We start from the raw sequence: 18126 nt of genomic DNA on the forward strand, positions 1-18126 counted from the left end.
TTGATAGTGTATTCGGCTTCAGCGAAGGTCAGTTGGCTCATGATTGAATCTGTGTATGTTGGAAATGGGGTAAATTATGCCAGACTGGAGCAGTTTTTCAGAGGTTCCCTAGCTGGTAGTTATCGGTAGAGGCATCTCCTGGATTAATAGTGGCCGCTAGTAAAGAGAATACGTGCAAGCCTAGCAGCTGACCCCTCTCCTTATCCAATTACACTTATTATCCGAAACCCCCGTTGTGTTTTGAATGAATCTGTAGCGATTATCAGATGCTTAGACCATAGAAAATCGATATTTGCCTACTCAAGTATCTGTAGCGGCAGCATCCGGCAATTCACTCAGGTTATTCTCCTGGATTCCATCCGGATTGGTCGTGAGATATTCCACAATGTGTAGGTCGACTTCAGTTCCGTCTGCCAGAATATAGTAGCGCGCCCTTCCAGCTACTACTTCTTCCTCAGCATGATAGTTGGATACCTGTAGATTGAGCGCATCATTGCACAGGTGGGACACCCAGGAGCCTGCTGGGCTGTCGCTCGATTCACGGATGCGGATATGGGTCACCGGGAAGCCGCCGTCTCGTCCCCTTGCGGTACCCTCCGGTTCGACCAGGCTGGTTGGGGGTAGCGCTCGCAAATTGTTGTCCGGGTTGTCATCCGCCTGTGTGGCGAGATAGCGTCGGGCCAAAACCCTGGTGCGATTCCCCAATTCGTCCACAATCACATAGGGTGTGACACCACCGCGTGCCAATGCATGGTTTAACACTTGTTCATAGGATTTCGGCTTCCAAAGTGGGGCGAAGTGAAACGCTGTAATCCGACCATCCTCCCTGCTCGCCGACAGTATTTCCCGCGGGGGCCGCCGTTGCGCTATAAAGCTCAGGATACGCTGGGCCAGCCAGCGCGGACGCTCGGCATGGATCGAATGGCCCGTTTCATCCACCAGAATGGCATAGCCGGGATTATTCTCCATCCGGGGTGCAAGGTACTGGACGCCGCCGAAGATATTAAAGCGATGTTCATCCACGACATCTTCGGCTCCGGCAATCAGCAGCGTTGGTATATCGGAGGCCTGATAACAGGGCAGGCCCCGGCTCGCGGCCACTTCATCCTGGTGGCTAAACAACAGTTGTTCATAGGCAATACGCCAGTGCATACGCCTGCGGCGACTGTTATAGGTTTCATTCAGCAATAAAAGGGCGGATTGGCCCGCAGCGGCATTATCATATTCCGCCCTGCATTCCTCGCGTAGCCAGGTATCCGATTGTTTTATTGGAGTGATGTTTGCGACGCCCTCCACTGCGACGGCGCCCCATATTTGTGGACCCACCAATCCCGAAACCAGCGGACCCAACCCGGGACCGAGGATTAAAGGCGCCAGACCACCCACCAGTGGCTGGGCAAAAAAACTCAGCAGTCGCACTCCGGCCTCAAATCCCGGGGTACCGTCATTGAGGAGGCGCTCCCCCTGTATTTGCAGGCCGATAAAATCGGCCCGTGAACCGTTTGACTCCCTTTGCTGGCACCGGTGGTGTGGTCGCTCCAGGGCTTCTTTTGCAATTGCGTCGAAATGTTCACCCGGACTGGGAATAAAGTAGTCGGCGCGGCCGAAGGACACGTAGGAACTCGCCGGGGACCAGGATACGAGTGCATCCAGCCAGCTGGCGTTTGTCACCAACCGCTCGGATAGCCGCAGGGCCAGGTTCCCCCCCATACTGCCGCCCACGACTGCTGCGATGCGGTCCAGAATCCCGGATCGACCATCCGCGATGATCTGTCGATCCAGCTCTTCTACGAATTCCACTACCAGCTTTTCATAATACTCCAGCATACCGAATCTGCGTTGCTCTGGCCGGTCGGGAGAGTATCTGGTGGTGGTTTGCAGGGGAGAGAGGTCTTCGTGATCCACATAATCGGAGTAGCCGTTGGTGGGGAAGTCAAAACTGACAACGGCAAAAGGCTTGCTAAAAGCGGAAAATTCCTGCTCATCGAGAAGCCCTTGGTAAAAACTGCCCGCCTCTTCCAGCCTTGAACTGTGCCCGTGTAGAAAGACCAATAACAGGCAGTCGTCGGGGATAAGCGGTGGTCGTCTTGTTTCCGGCAGAGAGTCGGATATCGATACGTCGGTATCAGCGTCAGCTGCCCCGGCGATGGCGTAGCGGATTCTGGTTGTGATGTCGCGGCCATCATGGCCGACAGTGACATCGATATCTGCACAGGGCCAGTTAATGGTATCAACATTCACTGGCCGCGGCGGCGGATCGCGCTCGGCATTTACGGCGATCCATCCCAGGGGTTGCCTGGCGGCCGCCCGGTGCGCTACCGGGCCATGCAGGGCCCACAAAACCGCCAAGGCGCGATCCACCACGTACTCCGCAGCATCGAATACCTGGCGGCTGCGGCCTGGAAGGATGGTGACCCCTTTATCCTCGGCGTAGGCCCTCGCCACCAGTGCGACCCCACCTTTCAATCGGGGGAGGTCGACCTCTCCCCCTTCGCCAATTGCCGCAGAGCGAAATCGCGCCAGGTTGGTTGCGCCTGTCACGCTCAAGTCCGCAATGGCAATGGATATAACCGGACTACCGGCGCCGCCAAATCCCGGCGGGGCAGTGGCATCCCCCGTTTCCAAGAGCCTGAAAATGGCCGCCGATGCCACTGTGCCCACAGGATCTCCCCATTTTACCTGGGAATCGTCGCGCAGGGAGGGATTGAGGCGGCCGTCGGCTGTTCGGGAAAATAGCATTTCCAGTTGCGCCTCTGATGGACAGAAAAGTCGGTCCTTGGTCAGTGCAACAGGGCAGTATTCGATGATTCCGGGATCTCTAAAATGGCTAACATTCATAGGGTATTCTCCGGCAATAAGGGTTGTGTGGACTCAGGTAATTTAGTCGTTCAACTCCAATCAAACCGCAGTTCCTGTTATGTGAAGGCGCGGTCGATGTCCTTGCAATTAATGGTCGTTAGAGGTGGAAATCGACTATTCCTTTAGATCTATTGAGTCTAGGGCCTGTGTATTAAAAAATGGGGTGAAGACCCCGTAGCCAGGGGTTCGGCAAATATCTGTTCGTTTTCAGAAGTTTTGAATTTACCCCAGTTACAGGTTCATTCTGTCAATTAATGAGGAAAGGTCGGACCTTCCCGCCTTTCTCGCACCAGGCGACGATCGGGTTGGCCCAACGGCTCGGTTAGGAAGTATGTCAGCAAGCGGGACTCAGGGGGGCGCCAATCATGCAGGCTTCGCAGCAGTGGCTCCCGATACGTTGCAGCCCACTATCATAGTTATCCCTCAGTTGTTCCAGTTGCGCCTCGCATTCTTCAGCCTGACTGCGCAGGCGGTTGGCAGCATTGCTGGCCTCATGAAAGGCGACCAGTAACCCAGCGGCGGCAATGGCCAATGCCACTCCCGCCAGGCTGAACCAGGACCCTAACGCTAGAAATATGGCGGCCAGGACAGCTGCAACCATGGAGGCGATAAAAAAACCTATCGCTTCCGCTTCTTTGCCGCTCAGGCGCTTTCGCAAACCCTCGCATTCCTCACAGACATCCGATAACTCAGCGGCCGCCGCAGCCGTATCCGCGACCGCTACCCCACAGCCGGTTGCCGGTGGGCACATGACCTCGGGGCTGCACCGGACGGGTAAGCCGGGCTCCAGAGGCAGGGGTGTTAGCAAAGGGCCATTCTCTTCCCGGGGTGTTGTGCGCCCGCCGCAATCAAAAGCCTCGACCCACAGCGGAAGGCGGGTGCGCGCTATTGGCCCCAGTTCAAATTCCAAGATCCTGTCACAAGGGGTGTTGGGCTCAAATGGGCCATACCGTGTGCCGGTATCGTCGTAGACCAATGCCTGCCGGATACCATCCCCGCTGTCGTCCTGAAGAACAAAATAAGCAGTAATGGAAGAGGCATCTGAGGCAGTTTCAAAAACTCTGGCTTGTATCATATTTTCCTCAGCGGCTAGCAAGGTGCAGTGAGTGGAACAAAGACACAGTGTTCACAGCAGTGCTGGCTGATACGCCTCAAAGCATCGTCCAGTCGTATTCGCAGATCCGCCAGATTTGCTTCACAGGCCTCCGCCTGCTGACCCAGGCTCTCCGCGCGCTCCCGGGCGACATGGGCCTCTCCCGAGAACTTTATTGCGGCAGCGGTGCTGGCTATTGCCAATATGGCAAATGCCACACCCCAGGGCCCGCTTTGGAAGGCTAAGATACTGAATAATGCAGCCAGGGCAAAAAGCACGGCAGCGAGTATCGCCAACAAGACGGCTTCGGCGATCGCATTCCTTTGCGAGGATCGCAAACGGGCACAGTTACCACAAACGTCGGCCATTTCGCCCTGGGCCTCTCCAACCTCATTGACTGCAATATCACAGTCGGGAGCCGGCGGGCACCAGGTTGGGCTGCAGGGCATGGGCACACCGGGAGAACCCGGGGGCGGCTGTACCGGTGTCAGGAGTGGACCGATTTCCTGGCGGGATGTTGGTTGCCCTGCACAGTCCTCGCCTTCGGCCCACAGGGGGAAGCGGTTTCTCGCGATAGGCCCTATTTCAAATTCGAGGTATTGGTCGCAGGATTGTACTGGCTCGAAGGGGCCGTAACTTCCACCCACATCGTCATAGACCATGACCTGGCGGATGCCGTTCCCGGAGTCATCCTCAACAACGAACCTGACCAGCGGCATGCTGCTATCAGAGCCGGTTTCGTAAGCGCGTGCGCGAATCATTGGGCAACCTCCACTGTCTCATGGTTGTCGCTGGTGTTGCCTCCGCAACCGCCGGTTCCACAACCGCAACTGCTGCCACTCGAGGGAATAGTCAGGTGCGCCAATCCCAGTTGAGTTAAGCGCTGTCGGGCCTGCTTGAAGGGGCGGACAGCATCCGCTTGTCTTTTTGCCAGACTTTCACTGCGTCGCTGGATATCCTTAAGCCTGCGCGACACCCGCCAACCCATAAATCCCAATATCAATACCACAAAACCCAGTAATGCTGGGGTAATTGAACTCTTTTCGGGGCCAGTTGAGGCGGCTATACCGACCGCAACGATCAATACAGAGAAAACGATAGAGCGTAAATTTTCGAGACTGGACCGGGCTTCCATGTCCAGAAGCCGCTCACTGCGACGGTGGCCGACAGCAAAAGCCTGGCCCCTGCGGATATCCGAACGGAGTTTGCGCAGTTCGGGGTCATTGTCCACATCGACAGCGGCGATGGGAAGCGGTACCGCGCCAGGCTCTGGAGTATCTGTAGGGGCGGGATAAAGTGGACCCAAGTGCGAAAGCGCACCTGCACTGTCTTTTACTTCTACCTTTAGGGGAAAACGTCCACGTGGCATTTCTTTTAGGAGAAGGTCCTCCGCTGGAGATTTTAACTTCTGTTCCCGGATCAATACACCGAAACGGTCATGGACACGGACAGACACCAGTTCCTGTTCCCGGCTGGAAATGGTTAAAAGAACACTCAGTGACAAATGGTCATAAGCGACCAGAAGATGACGGATGTCAGCCATAACGACACTCCACTATAAAAAGGACAAAACCGCACCAATACCTGGTGAAACAGCAACAGGTAAGTTGCGAGGTAACTTATTGTGGGGCATGTTTGGGAGTTTTAAGCGGGGTATTTTTTGAAAACAAATTCGATATTTGTTTATGCTTATCTTGTTATTGTAGTTCCAAACCCAACCTGTACAACACGCACGGCAGGGAGTTTACCTTTAAAATACTTAATTTCAAGCAGTTAAAGAATGCTAAAACGATTACATTCTGTAATTTCATGTCATTCTGTTAATTTTCTGGGTGAATCAAGTCTCAATTGGAAAGAATAGGGCTGGTGAGAAATTATCCCACAACAAAAAGCACTGATATACACGTTCTGGATTGTATGCTCCGGCTGCCGATGTTTTAGCTAAATCCCCTCCTTTGTGCATTTCATTGCCAAGCAAAAGATAGCGCTAATAAATCTTGCTTCTCAGCGGCTATGGCATTCACTGTTATTTGATGCTGGGCGTCCCTTTCTTATACAACCTTCGGATCCAGACTTATCTCTGCCTGCCCATTTATTCCTCTCACAGCTTCCACTCTTTGGTTCTGGCAGGGTGTATGCGTCCATACATCAATATCAGTATGGCGCTAATTTCATCCAAAATTGATGACATGTTGATCAAAGAGGTTGCATTTTGAGACTTATTTCACGAATTACAAAAAAAAGGATGACATGACATTAAATTTATTCATTTAATTTAAATCAGGTTATGCATTTTATTAATTAAGTTTACTTAAGAATAGAATATTATGAATAATTGGTTGCGTGGGAATATTTTGGTTTGGCTCAAGCATTCGATAAATGCCGCTGTGCAGCTGGTTGAGCAGCTGATTCTTCCTCTCAGCAATTTATCGAGTGGCAAGGTAAAATACTCTATAGAGCAAATAATTCATCGGCTATTTAGTTCTTCTCGGCCATTAGAATACGATGGAAGCTGTGTAGTCCTGCCTTTTGAAATGCTTCATTCGCGAGCCCCTATATTCATGAAAGGGTTTGATTGAGTTGGAAGAAGTGTTTGTTAATTTAATCCGCGAAGTGAAAAATGATTACTGATTTCCCATTTGGTAGAAGAGCTTGAGTTGATTGGGGAGTATAAGATGAAACAACTATCAATTATTGCAATAATTGGCTGCTTTGTTGCACCGGCAATGGCAAAGCTGGTTGATGATGCAAAGGATCAATGTATAGATAAAGATTACTCATGGCGTTCGGGAAGTAAAATTACTAATTTTTATTCCGCTTTGAATAGAGGTACAGGGCGTGACAACAAGACCATTTATTTCGGCACCTCTGATGGTGCGGTCTATCAGGTGAAAATTCCAACGGATATAGCGGAAGTGGTCATAGTGACCGCTATGATTTCGAATCTTCGATCTGCATATTCTTTAGAAAATCTACTGGATCTATGTGTGGATGACAATACCTCTCCTTCAACTCTGCTTGGGATTCACAGTCATACGCCTTGATCAAATATCTGGAATGCAATTCGAAAACCTATGGCACTTTGGAGAATTTTAGGTTGGTATTTAAGATGTTTAACTATGCAATTAAAGTCCAAGTTTAAACCTATCCTCTCCACTATCGCAAGAGGAATATATAGTGAAGAAAAATTGTATATTTATATTTTTCGCCTATATGGAGCGTCCTACAATTATATTGTCAACAGCGAGAAGTTACTTCACTAATCGATACTTATTCGGCGTTGCTTTTTTTTGCCATGGGGGTGTCAGTTTAGTGCATATTACGCGAAGTTTAAACACCAATGCGAGATTTTCGGTTATCTACATATGGAGAATTATGATGTTACCGACGTCAATTATTCGCGCATAAAAACTGGAAGAGGATTGTTTTCATTGCACACTGATCTCAGTTCATGCGCCGTTTATTTCATTGGCAATAGAAGGCTTTTTTATACAATCACAGATCAATTTCAAATTGATTGTGGAGAAACTTCTCACTGGATCTTTATGGTCGACTGCCAATTTGAACGAATAGATCTATATATTGCGCAGGCCATTAATTAATTTATCTGTGTTATTCCTAAAAAATATTTCCCGGATAAATGTGTTGGCGATATGTATTTATTTGCTGAAGTTTAAAAGTTATTAATTAGCAGTTGAACAAATATTCTCTCTGCATTCATAAGGGATAAATAATGAAAAAATTTGTTTGTGGTTTTTTATTTTTTTGCAGTTTTGATGTTTATAGTTCAGCAGGTGAAAATGCTTTGCAGGATTTGTTTGAAAGCCTATGTCAATCCAGAAACTATCATTATGCTAGACATTTTAGCATTCAGTCCGTGTATATTACGATCATTAATTCATCCGACAGCGTCCTACCAGATAAACGCATATATTTTAGCAACGGGGATAGTCTATACTACCAGCTCCCAAATGCTTCTTCTTTGCCGATGAAAGACCAGAGCGATAGCTATGTAAACTTGATTAGCACTGTTTATAATTCACTGGCATCAAGTGGCACTGTAGATCTATGCTACGATTATCGGACATCTCCTTTTACGGTGGTAGATATTTACTACAATCTAGGCTAGTCAATCTTCTTGGGAATAATATTATTTATTAATGCGTGTTTCTGACATGGCTATATTTTCTCAGCTAAAATTTAGAGGCTTGCGATGAGGTAGTCCTTTGGATGACTGGCTATGAAAAAATATAAAAATGCTAATCAGCTTGCTGATGGTTTTGGTTTCTTTCCTGGCATTGAGTTGCGCTAAGTCATTTAATCTGGATCTAACCAGCGCAACCAATTATATCGATAGTCTAAACATAATTTGCAACAGTGGCGAGAATACTGCTCCGATAATTGAAGTGTAGATGCAGAGTACGGTTCTCCGGCGATCGGAAGCAGCCAATTCTTACACTTATTTGCACATCGCCATAGCTAGGCTGGATGGGGAACAGTCGAATCTGGAGTTTGTGGTGGACCCTTCGAATTAATACGTTGTTGGGTCTTTGGCAGGTGGCAGATACTTCCACTTAATGGAGACATAGGCTTCCGCCACTATTGCGGATTTTACCACGGTATATTGCGGGATATACTGGCACTCATCGCGATCATTCCGGTTTGCAGAGTGGCTGCGTCAGTCAGTTATAAGCCTAGAAAGGAGCTGAGCGCTGGTGTATTCCAGTGTTGCCGAGATCCAACCACCATACAGGGTATTTATGTTGTGGATCGAGAATCCGCTGCATTGGCGCCTCAAACACAAGTGGTGGACCAGCCGGCTCCGCAGATCTCAAATGGTTTCAACGATTTTATGAGGGCCATGATCCTTACCGATCTCGAGGGTTGAAGCAGGCATTCTGATCTGGGCACAGGTGGGAATAGCCCTGGCTGCTATTCCCACTCCCAACCCGGGCGTTATCGCCCGGCTTTTCTGGCCGATGGCCTGTGGTAAATGTTCTCGTGCGCCGGGAATATGGACCAATCCGCCGGAACGGTCGGTTTCCGCTGGATAGGTCCCTGTTGACCCCGTTGTTCAGCCGCCACTATCCCGGTTATACTGGGGCACAACTTGTCGGAGTGCCTGTGGGCTGAGATCGCTGTCGCGAGATCCGTTGAACCTGATCGGGGTAACCCCCGCGTAGGGAACAAGATCTGTAGTCGCTTTTGTCGCGACTAGTCTCTACTCAATCGTCCCCATGTGCTGCGCCATCCATTTTCAGCAAGCCATTGGGGGTCCCGCATGTCCCAGACCAAAGATTCATTGATCCGCACCGACAAATCCAGCCGAGCCGCGGGTCGGCAATCCGCGAAAGCGTTTCTGGACAAGCTCACTGCGCAGTCGTTTCCCAATTCGCGCAAAGTCTATCTGCAGGGGGAGGGGCCCAGGGTGAGCGTCGGCGCGCGGGAAATTGCCCTGGGCGACAGCATAGCGGGCGGCGACGCGCAAAATCCAAAACTGGAGGCCAATGCGCCGCTGCGGGTCTACGATACCTCCGGCCCCTATTCGGACCCGGCTCACAGTCTCGACGTGCGCGCGGGGCTGCCAAAACTGCGCAGTGCCTGGATCGAGGCCCGCGGTGATACCCAGGTGCTGGATAGCCGCCAGGCGGCCTATAGCCAGCAGCGACTGGCGGAGCAGGGGCTGGATCATATTCGCTTTGAGAAGCTGCCGGCGCCACGCCGCGCCAGGCCGGGCAGCAATGTGTCGCAGATGCACTATGCGCGTCGGGGCATCGTCACGCCGGAAATGGAATTTGTCGCAGTGCGGGAAAATATGGGGCGCGCCGCGGCCGCCGAGGCGTTGACAGAGGCGGATTTTGGCAAGGCGCGAACCGGCATCCATATCCCCGAGCAGATCACGCCCGAGTTCGTGCGCCGCGAGGTGGCGGAGGGGCGCGCGATCATTCCCGCCAATATCAACCATACAGAACTGGAGCCGATGATTATCGGCCGTAACTTTCTGTGTAAGGTGAATGCCAATATCGGCAATTCCGCGCTGACCTCTTCCATCGAAGAGGAGGTGGAGAAGCTGGTGTGGTCGTTAAAATGGGGCGCGGATACAGTGATGGATCTCTCCACCGGACAGAATATCCACGAAACCCGCGAGTGGATACTGCGCAACTCGCCGGTGCCGATTGGCACTGTGCCGATTTACCAGGCACTGGAAAAAGTGGACGGTATTGCTGAGGACCTGACCTGGGAAGTCTTCCGTGACACTTTGATCGAGCAGGCGGAGCAGGGCGTGGATTATTTTACCATCCACGCCGGGGTGCTGCTGCGCTATGTCCCCATGACCGCCAAGCGCGTGACCGGCATAGTGTCCCGCGGTGGCTCGATTATGGCCAAGTGGTGCCTGGCTCACCACAAGGAAAACTTCCTCTATTCCCACTTCGCAGAAATCTGCGAGATTATGCAGGCGTACGACGTGAGTTTTAGCCTCGGCGATGGCCTGCGCCCGGGATCGATTGCCGATGCCAACGACGAGGCGCAGTTCGGCGAGTTACGCACCCTGGGTGAGCTGACCCGGATCGCCTGGCAACACGACGTCCAGACCATGATCGAAGGGCCCGGCCATGTGGCCATTCACAAGATCAAGGAAAATATGGATGAGCAGTTAAAGCACTGTGACGGGGCGCCCTTCTATACCCTCGGTCCGCTGACCACGGATATTGCGCCGGGTTACGACCATATCACTTCGGGCATCGGCGCGGCGATGATTGGTTCCTATGGTTGCGCCATGTTGTGTTATGTGACTCCCAAAGAGCACCTGGGGCTGCCCAACAAGGAAGATGTGAAGGAGGGGCTGATGGCGTACAAAATTGCCGCCCACGCCGCGGATCTGGCCAAGGGGCATCCGCGCGCGCAGCGGCGCGACGATGCCCTCTCCAAAGCCCGCTTCGAATTTCGCTGGGAGGACCAGTTCAACCTGGGTCTCGACCCGGAGCGTGCCCGCACCTATCACGACGAGACCCTGCCCAAGGCGTCCGGTAAAGTCGCGCATTTTTGTTCCATGTGCGGACCGAAATTCTGTTCCATGAAAATCACCCAGGATGTTCGCGACTTCGCCGCGCGGCAGGAGGCTGCAAAGGAAGAGGCGGAACAGGGCATGGAAGAGATGGCGATCAAGTTCAGGGAATTGGGCAGTGAGATTTATCACGAGGCATAACGCGCGTCGATGTGAAGTTGGAGGTAAGGGGTGACTAGCGCAAAAAGGTTGCGTATTGCCGTCGCCGGGGGAGGCCTGTTGGGGCGCCTCGCGGCCTGGAGACTGGCTTTGGGCGGGGCTGATGTGAGCCTGTTTGAAGCGGGCGAACTACAGCGGCCGGCGGGTGCCTGCTGGGCCGCGGCGGGTATGATTTCTCCCCTGAGTGAGCTGGTTCACAGCCCCATGGAAATCTACCATATGGGGCTGCAGAGCCTGGCGTTGTGGTCGGGCTGGATCGCGGAGCTGGAACAGACGACCGGCACTGCTGTGCGCTACCGCCGCAACGGCAGTATCGTGGTGGCACACCAGCGGGATTCGTCCCAACTGGACCAGTTCCGGCAGGACCTGGCGGCCGTCTTGGGCGATACCGCCGCGGCGGAATTACAGCCGCTGGATGCGGAGCAGATCTGTGGCCTGGAGCCGGACCTGCAGCACTTTACCCGCGGTATTTTCCTGCCCAATGAAGCCGATATCGACAATCGTCATCTGCTGCAACTGGTACTGGCGGAGTTGCAACGTCTCGGAGTACACCTGGAGGACAAGACACCGGTGGAATGCGAGCCGGGAGCGGTACTGCTGCGGCAGGGCCGGGAGCGCCGGGGATTCGATTTAGTGGTGGATTGCCGGGGAATGGGGGCCAGAGAGCTGGCGCGGGATTTGCGCGGTGTGCGCGGCGAAGTGCTGGTGGTCGATACCCGCGAGGTTTGCTTTGGGCGGCCGGTGCGCTTGATGCATCCGCGCTACAAACTCTACGCGGTTTCCAAACCGGATGGCACTACGGTGATCGGCGCCACTGAAATAGAAAGTGAGGATCTGTCGCCCATCAGCCTGCGTTCCAGCATGGAACTCTGTTCCGCACTCTATGCCCTCAATCCGGCTTTCGCGGAGGCGCGTATTCTCGAGAGCAATGTCAATTTACGCCCGGCGGTACCGGACAATTTGCCTTTTGTGCGTGCCGGTGAAGGGCTGATCCAGGCCAATGGCCTCTTTCGTCACGGCTATTTGTGCGGGCCGGCGCTGGTGTGCCGGCTGCTTGAAGCGGTCCGCGAGACAACGGAATCGGTAGTTGTTCAATGAGCGAAATTCAAATTAATGGCCAGCGCCACAGGTTGGAAGATTGTAAAACCCTGGAGCGGGCGCTGGAGCAGGCGGGCTTCACCGGCGAAGCGTTTGCGGTGGCGGTGAACGGGGAATTTGTACCGCGGGGGCAATACGCCCAGATCCAGCTCGGGGACGGCGACTGCCTGGATGTGGTGGCACCGGTAGTTGGAGGCTGACGGTTGTGTTGCAGGTGGAGCGGGAATGATGCGAGACACACTGAAACTTTACGAGCGGGAATTCTCCAGCCGTTTTTTACTGGGCACCGCGCTCTATCCGTCACCGGCAGTGATGAGCGAGTCGCTGGCGGCATCCGGAGCGGAACTGGTGACTCTGTCACTGCGCAGGCAAAACCCCGCCCAGCAGAGCAATAATGCCTTTTGGGATCTTATCCGGCAGTCGGGTTGTCAACTGTTGCCCAATACCGCCGGCTGCAAGTCGGTGAAAGAGGCGGTCAATCTGGCGGAGATGTCCAGAGAGATTTTTCAAACCGACTGGCTCAAACTGGAAGTGATCGGTGACGATTACAATCTGCAACCGGACCCCTTCGGCTTGGTGGAAGCGGCGGCGGAACTGGTTCGGCGGGGCTTCAAAGTGCTGCCCTACTGCACCGACGACCTGGTGTTGTGCCGGCGCCTGCTGGATGCCGGTTGCCAGGTGCTGATGCCCTGGGGGGCGCCCATCGGCACCGGCCAGGGGCTGCTGAATCGCTACAATCTGGCCACACTGCGCGCCCGCTTGCCGCAAGTGCCCTTGATTATTGATGCCGGTATCGGCGCGCCGTCCCAGGCGGCGGAAGCCCTGGAGATGGGTTTCGATGCGGTACTGCTAAACACTGCCGTGGCCAGGGCCCAGGACCCGGTGGCCATGGCGCTGGCCTTTCGCCAGGCGATCGAGGCCGGCCGTACGGCATACCGCGCCGGCCTGATGGTCAGGCAGCAGACCGCCAGCCCCAGTACTCCGACGCTGGATATGCCCTTCTGGCAGCAAACTGAAGAGGTGGGCCGGTGAGGTCGGGTGCGGAGCGCGAATCCCCCAGGCCCATTGTCTGGTCTATTGCCGGCAGCGACTCGGGAGGTGGTGCCGGCATTCAGGCGGACCTGCTCACCTTTGCCGATTTTGACTGCCACGGCTGTAGCGCAATTACGGCCAATACCGCACAGAATACGGTTGGGGTGGCGGCGATCAATGCGGTATCCACGGACGCATTGCGTTCCCAGCTGGAAGCCTTGCAAAGCGATCTGTTTCCCGCCGCGGTCAAGATCGGCCTGTTGGCCAATGCGGCACAGGTGGATGCGGTGGCCGAATTCCTGCTCAGTTTGCGGGCGGTCAAACCGGTGCCGGTGGTTTACGACCCGGTGGCGGTGGCCACCAGCGGCGCGGCCCTGACCGATGGCAGTATCGGCGAACTGGTGCTGCGAAAACTGTTTCCGCTATGTGATTTGGTAACGCCCAATCGCCAGGAGCTGGAGTGGCTTGCAGCTACACCAGTGGGTGACGCCGCGGAGATTTCCGCTGCGGCGGCGCAGTTGTGCGAAACCGGCTGCGGGGCAGTGCTGGTGACCGGGGGGCACGGTCAGATGGTGGAGGGTCAGGTGGCGGATTTGCTCTGGGACGGCGCGCGCGCAGACTGGTTTGTGAATACAAAAATAGCCACCCGCAATACCCACGGCACTGGCTGTACTCTGTCTTCGGCAATCGCCGCCTGCCTGGCCCTGGGTTACCCCTTGCGGGATGCTTGCGTGGTGGCCAATGCCTATGTGCAGCGCGGTTTGCGCCTTGCCTGCAATGACGCTATTGGCCACGGCCCTGGGCCGGTGGGCCACTGTGGCTGGCCGGTGGAATTGAAGGATTTCCCGCGGCTTCTGCTGCCGGGGGATGCGGATGCTGAGCGGTATGGCCTGGCGGGTGATGGTGCGCCTGTGTCCGGTTTTCCGCCCCCGGACAACCGCTCGCTGGGACTCTATCCTGTGGTGGATTCGGTCGCCTGGCTGGAAAAACTCGCCCCTCTGGGTGTCCGTACTTTGCAGCTGCGCATTAAAAGCCCGGCAGCCGACCTGCGTGAACAGATAGAAAAAGCCGTAGCGATCGGCAACAAATACGATTTGCGGCTGTTTATCAATGACCACTGGCAACTGGCCATTGAGTGTGGCGCCTACGGTGTGCATCTGGGGCAGGAGGATCTGTTGGTGGCGGATCTGGGGGCCATCAAAGCCGCGGGGCTGAAGCTGGGTGTCAGCACCCACGGTTTTTATGAACTGTTGCGCGCTTACCGCTACCGACCCAGCTATCTCGCCATCGGCGCCATCTTCGCTACGGAAACCAAGGATATGAGCGATCAACTCCAGGGCCCGGCAAAACTGGCGCGTATGGTGGCGCTGTTGCCGGACTATCCACTGGTTGCCATCGGCGGCATAAATCTGCAGCGGGCCGGTGAAGTGGCCCGCACGGGTGTGGGGAGCATCGCCGTAGTGAGCGCCATCACCCGCGCCGCTGACTATCGCCACGCGGTGGAGGAATTGCGCTCCATTATAGACTGACACACAGCAGTACTTTTCACCCGGCAATCCAATAGATGATCCTTCATCCATTGGATTGTCCCATTGTCCTCACTGTACGCCTCTTATCCGGAACACCCGGTTGCGAGGGGCGCAAATGGGGGGTGATAATGGGTTTCAGGTTTGCAGCAGTTGGTTACGGTGATGAAGTCCGGTGTATTTGTTGTTCTGGTATCCCTCTTGGGTGGCGCCATATTGTTATCGGCCTGCTCGGCGAAAGAAGAACCCTGCGGGGAGAGCGCGGGAATTCCCGACGCACCGGGCGCCCAGCGGCTGACGCCGGAAGCGGTGGAAACACTCTATTTGCGCAGCTGCTACGGCTGTCACAACAGCGGTGTCGGCGGCGCTCCCCGCAGCGGCGATACGGCGGCCTGGGCACCGCGAATGGCCAAGGGGCTGGACACGCTGGTGGAACACTCAGTCAAAGGCTATCGCGCCATGCCCCCGAGGGGCCTGTGTTTCGACTGCAGTGAGGAGGAATATGCGGCGCTGATTCAAAGGATGGCGGGAGGAAAGTCTTCACAGTAGTGGCCGCGAAGCTGGCCGCCGGCTACTAAATTGACCGGCGGCTACAGCGCTGTTATTAACCCCCTCATCCATTGGGTCATCGCTCTTGAAAACCTGCGCAATTAGGTGAAATCGTCGGCTTTTTAAGGGCTGGCGTCGGTCTTCGGCCGGTGGCGGTACATCCTTGTGCCGCATTGACCCGGCAATTTATTGATAATAATTTATGCAGGGAATCCATCCATGAGCGACTTTCGACTGCTGTGCAGGGAGGCTCCACATCGCCTGTGGCGCCTTGCCTTTTTGTTACTTTTACTGCCCCACACTTTTGCCCTGGCGGAGACCCCGGCGCTGCCGGACAAGCTGCAACTGAGTGAGTGGCAGGTGCCCTGGGGCGGCCGCCCCAGGGACCCCGCCGTCGACAGCAGGGGGGATGTCTGGTTCTGTGGCCAGTCCGGCAATTACATAGCCCGCTTTTCTCCGCGCACCGGTACCTTCAAGAAGTTCGAGATTCCCGAAGGTTCCTATCCCCACAATCTGATCGTCGACGCCGAAAACCGGATCTGGTACGCCGGCAACCGCAATGGCCATATCGGCCGCCTGGACCCGGCTACCGGGAGCATCCGGCGCTTCCCTCTACCCGAGGGAGTGACAGATCCACACACGCTGGTGTTCGATGGCAGCGGCTATATCTGGTTTACCGCCCAGAACAGCAATCGCGTCGGCCGTTTGCACATGGAGACCGGTGCGGTGGATCTTGTGTCTGCAGCCACCGGCAAGGCGCGCCCGTACGGAATAAAAGTCGACGCTAAAGGGCGGCCGTGGATTGCCCTGTTCGGCACCAGCGCGCTGGCCTGGGTGGACCCGGACAAGATGGTATTGCACCAGGTGGCGCTACCCCGCGCCGATGCCCGCCCGCGACGGCTGGAAATCGATGGCGAGGGCAGTATCTGGTATGTGGACTACCCGGGCGGTTATTTAGGGCGCTATGTGCCCGCCAGCGGTCAGTTCACCGAATGGCGATTGCCAGGCGACAATCCGCGTCCCTACGGGACAGCGATGGATACTGAGGGGCGCTTGTGGCTGGCGGATACCGGTGAGATCCCCAACCGGATTCTGGGTTTCGACACCGACGATGAAGTGTTTTTCAGTGCCAGTGAGGTGGCCAGTGGAGGTAATGTACGCCATATGTATCTTAGCGGCCCGGAAAACCGTTTTTGGTTTGGTGTGGATACCGGTTACCTGGCTGAGGGCAGGCCCCTGGAGTGAAGGGGCAGCTCTTTGATAGCCTGCGTTTATTCATGCGCTAGGTTTTATAAATTTTCATTTAAAAAGTGTGCAGGCTAACATGACAGTCATGTGAGTTTTTGAGTATTTTCTCCAGGACAAAGACGAGGTTGAATATGACGAAAATTGATATCGGTATAGATGCCAAGGACCGGGAACACATTGCCGACGGCCTGAAAAAACTGTTGGCGGACAGTTACACATTGTACCTGCAGACCCATTATTTTCACTGGAACGTAACCGGCCCCATGTTTCGCGAGCTGCACCTGATGTTCGAGGAGCAGTACACCGAACTGGCGGAAGCGGTGGACGATATCGCCGAGCGGATTCGGACCCTGGATGTATTTGCGCCGGGCACCTATAAAGCCTTTGCGACACTGGCATCCATCGAGGAAGTGGTGGAGGTGCCCGCCGCAGAGAAAATGGTGGAAATTCTCACCAAGGGGCATGAACAGGTAGTGAAGACCTGCCGCGATGTATTGAAGGTGGCCCAGGAGGGGGATGATGAGTCCACCGTGGCACTGGTATCCGACCGCATGCGCGTGCACGAAAAGACCGCCTGGATGCTGAGGGCAACCTCAAGACAGTAATTGTGCGGACAGGAGTTTGAGGAATGCCCGGGCGGGGGAGGACAGGGCTTCCCGGTTGCGAACCAGTGCCCCGACCTCCTGGCTTACCACCGGTGCCGTCAGGGTTTTGATGGCCAGGCCATAGCCGCGCATCTGCGGCTGGCAGAGACTGGGCACTACGCTTACCCCCAACCCTGCCCGCACCATCTGCCCGATGGTACTTAACTGGTTTGCCTCGCATAGGAAACGGGCCTCGCGGCCGGCCCTGGCAAATGCCTGGTCGGTCCAGCGGCGGATGGCGGAACCCCGGTTCATGGCGATAAATGGTGATGCCGCGAGATCTGCCCAGCGCAGGGACTGGCGCCCGGCCAGGGGGTGGTCCTCCGGGGTCACGGCGACGAAGCGATCCCTGGCGTAGGGCATAAATTCCAGCCCGGGCAGCTGGTCCGGGCGGAAACTGATCCCCAGTTCTGCGCGGCCTTCCACCAGTGTCTGTACCACCCTCTCCATAACAACATCTTCCAGCACTATATCGATCTTCGGGTGCTGGCGGTGGAATGCCGCCACTAGTGGGGGCAGGCGATTGAGCGCGAAAGCGGGGATAACCGCCAGGGTCAGTTGCCCCCGCTGCAGGCGAAAACGCTGTTGTACGGCATCCAGCGATTGATCCCATGAGCGCAACAGCTGCTCCGCCCGCTGCAGGAAATCCGTACCTTCCGGTGTCAGTGACAATTGCCTGCCCTCGCGGCTGAACAGGGGCCCTCCGGCACTGGCCTCCAGGTTGCGGATGGCGATGGACAGGGCCGGCTGGGAGACGTGCAGCTCGGCACTGGCGCGGGCGAGACTGCGGGCTCTGGCCACCGCGACAAAGGCTCGGAGCTGCTTGATAGTAGCGGTCATGGGTGTCCAATC

At 55.2% G+C, this 18126-nt stretch carries 15 protein-coding genes and 1 riboswitch; of the genes, 10 read left to right on the plus strand and 5 right to left on the minus strand.

The window, feature by feature from the left end:
- Positions 1-300: 300 nt before the first annotated feature.
- The 4 genes from ABVT36_RS16955 to ABVT36_RS16970 all read right to left on the minus strand — a co-directional run bounded on the left by ABVT36_RS16955 (position 301) and on the right by ABVT36_RS16970 (position 5495).
- Positions 301-2838 (minus strand): alpha/beta fold hydrolase, encoded by a 2538-nt coding sequence (locus ABVT36_RS16955; RefSeq protein ID WP_368457602.1) that lies wholly within the window; start codon positions 2836-2838, stop codon positions 301-303.
- Between the two features lie 355 nt (positions 2839-3193).
- Positions 3194-3934: a hypothetical protein gene (locus tag ABVT36_RS16960; protein ID WP_368457603.1), complete on the minus strand. Its 741-nt coding sequence runs from the start codon at positions 3932-3934 to the stop codon at positions 3194-3196.
- Between the two features lie 14 nt (positions 3935-3948).
- The gene (locus ABVT36_RS16965) at positions 3949-4713 is read right to left on the minus strand and encodes a hypothetical protein (RefSeq protein WP_368457604.1); all 765 of its coding nucleotides are present in this window, start codon (positions 4711-4713) and stop codon (positions 3949-3951) included.
- Entirely contained in the window at positions 4710-5495 is a 786-nt protein-coding gene (locus ABVT36_RS16970; RefSeq protein ID WP_368457605.1) for a hypothetical protein, read from the minus strand. The genes ABVT36_RS16965 and ABVT36_RS16970 overlap by 4 nt, the downstream gene beginning before the upstream one ends.
- Before the next feature lie 1132 nt (positions 5496-6627).
- On the opposite strand from ABVT36_RS16970, the gene ABVT36_RS16975 reads away from it, so the two are divergent.
- The 10 genes from ABVT36_RS16975 (at position 6628) to ABVT36_RS17020 (ending at position 17235) form a co-directional block, all read left to right on the plus strand.
- On the plus strand, positions 6628-6996 hold the full coding sequence (locus tag ABVT36_RS16975) for a hypothetical protein (RefSeq protein WP_368457606.1): 369 nt from the start codon (positions 6628-6630) through the stop codon (positions 6994-6996).
- Positions 6997-7685: 689 nt separating this feature from the next.
- A complete protein-coding gene (locus ABVT36_RS16980; protein ID WP_368457607.1) occupies positions 7686-8081 on the plus strand; it encodes a hypothetical protein in 396 nt (131 codons plus the stop codon).
- Positions 8082-9056: 975 nt separating this feature from the next.
- A riboswitch (TPP riboswitch) is annotated at positions 9057-9155 on the plus strand.
- Between the two features lie 78 nt (positions 9156-9233).
- Positions 9234-11159: a phosphomethylpyrimidine synthase ThiC gene (gene thiC / locus ABVT36_RS16985; RefSeq protein WP_368457608.1), complete on the plus strand. Its 1926-nt coding sequence runs from the start codon at positions 9234-9236 to the stop codon at positions 11157-11159.
- Between the two features lie 30 nt (positions 11160-11189).
- Complete coding sequence (thiO, locus tag ABVT36_RS16990; RefSeq protein ID WP_368457609.1) at positions 11190-12275, plus strand: glycine oxidase ThiO; 1086 nt, start codon at positions 11190-11192, stop codon at positions 12273-12275.
- Complete coding sequence (gene thiS, locus ABVT36_RS16995) at positions 12272-12475, plus strand: sulfur carrier protein ThiS (protein WP_368457610.1); 204 nt, start codon at positions 12272-12274, stop codon at positions 12473-12475. Before thiO ends, thiS begins: the two co-directional genes overlap by 4 nt.
- A 28-nt stretch (positions 12476-12503) precedes the next feature.
- Positions 12504-13307: a thiazole synthase gene (locus tag ABVT36_RS17000; protein ID WP_368457626.1), complete on the plus strand. Its 804-nt coding sequence runs from the start codon at positions 12504-12506 to the stop codon at positions 13305-13307.
- Positions 13304-14836, plus strand: a complete 1533-nt coding sequence (thiE, locus tag ABVT36_RS17005) for a thiamine phosphate synthase (protein WP_368457611.1) — start codon at positions 13304-13306, stop codon at positions 14834-14836. Before ABVT36_RS17000 ends, thiE begins: the two co-directional genes overlap by 4 nt.
- A gap of 141 nt (positions 14837-14977) precedes the next feature.
- The gene (locus ABVT36_RS17010; protein ID WP_368457612.1) at positions 14978-15382 is read left to right on the plus strand and encodes a cytochrome c5 family protein; all 405 of its coding nucleotides are present in this window, start codon (positions 14978-14980) and stop codon (positions 15380-15382) included.
- 219 nt (positions 15383-15601) lie between these two features.
- Entirely contained in the window at positions 15602-16627 is a 1026-nt protein-coding gene (locus ABVT36_RS17015) for a lyase (RefSeq protein WP_368457613.1), read from the plus strand.
- A 134-nt stretch (positions 16628-16761) separates the two neighbouring features.
- Complete coding sequence (locus tag ABVT36_RS17020; RefSeq protein WP_368457614.1) at positions 16762-17235, plus strand: Dps family protein; 474 nt, start codon at positions 16762-16764, stop codon at positions 17233-17235.
- On the opposite strand, the gene ABVT36_RS17025 is transcribed toward ABVT36_RS17020, so the two are convergent.
- On the minus strand, positions 17224-18114 hold the full coding sequence (locus ABVT36_RS17025; RefSeq protein WP_368457615.1) for a LysR substrate-binding domain-containing protein: 891 nt from the start codon (positions 18112-18114) through the stop codon (positions 17224-17226). The genes ABVT36_RS17020 and ABVT36_RS17025 overlap by 12 nt on opposite strands.
- Between the last annotated feature and the right edge of the window lie 12 nt (positions 18115-18126).

It is taken from the genome of Microbulbifer sp. TYP-18, assembly GCF_040932045.1.
In the GTDB taxonomy this organism is placed as follows: Bacteria; Pseudomonadota; Gammaproteobacteria; order Pseudomonadales; family Cellvibrionaceae; genus Microbulbifer.

Bases quoted from the DNA above. Each gene is read 5' to 3' on its own strand.
- ABVT36_RS16955 (WP_368457602.1), bottom strand. From the start codon at position 2,838: ATGAATGTTAGCCATTTTAGAGATCCCGGAATCATCGAATACTGCCCT.
- ABVT36_RS16960 (WP_368457603.1), bottom strand. From the start codon at position 3,934: ATGATACAAGCCAGAGTTTTTGAAACTGCCTCAGATGCCTCTTCCATT.
- ABVT36_RS16965 (WP_368457604.1), bottom strand. From the start codon at position 4,713: ATGATTCGCGCACGCGCTTACGAAACCGGCTCTGATAGCAGCATGCCG.
- ABVT36_RS16970 (WP_368457605.1), bottom strand. From the start codon at position 5,495: ATGGCTGACATCCGTCATCTTCTGGTCGCTTATGACCATTTGTCACTG.
- ABVT36_RS16975 (WP_368457606.1), top strand. From the start codon at position 6,628: ATGAAACAACTATCAATTATTGCAATAATTGGCTGCTTTGTTGCACCG.
- ABVT36_RS16980 (WP_368457607.1), top strand. From the start codon at position 7,686: ATGAAAAAATTTGTTTGTGGTTTTTTATTTTTTTGCAGTTTTGATGTT.
- thiC (WP_368457608.1), top strand. From the start codon at position 9,234: ATGTCCCAGACCAAAGATTCATTGATCCGCACCGACAAATCCAGCCGA.
- thiS (WP_368457610.1), top strand. From the start codon at position 12,272: ATGAGCGAAATTCAAATTAATGGCCAGCGCCACAGGTTGGAAGATTGT.
- ABVT36_RS17000 (WP_368457626.1), top strand. From the start codon at position 12,504: ATGCGAGACACACTGAAACTTTACGAGCGGGAATTCTCCAGCCGTTTT.
- ABVT36_RS17015 (WP_368457613.1), top strand. From the start codon at position 15,602: ATGAGCGACTTTCGACTGCTGTGCAGGGAGGCTCCACATCGCCTGTGG.
- ABVT36_RS17020 (WP_368457614.1), top strand. From the start codon at position 16,762: ATGACGAAAATTGATATCGGTATAGATGCCAAGGACCGGGAACACATT.
- ABVT36_RS17025 (WP_368457615.1), bottom strand. From the start codon at position 18,114: ATGACCGCTACTATCAAGCAGCTCCGAGCCTTTGTCGCGGTGGCCAGA.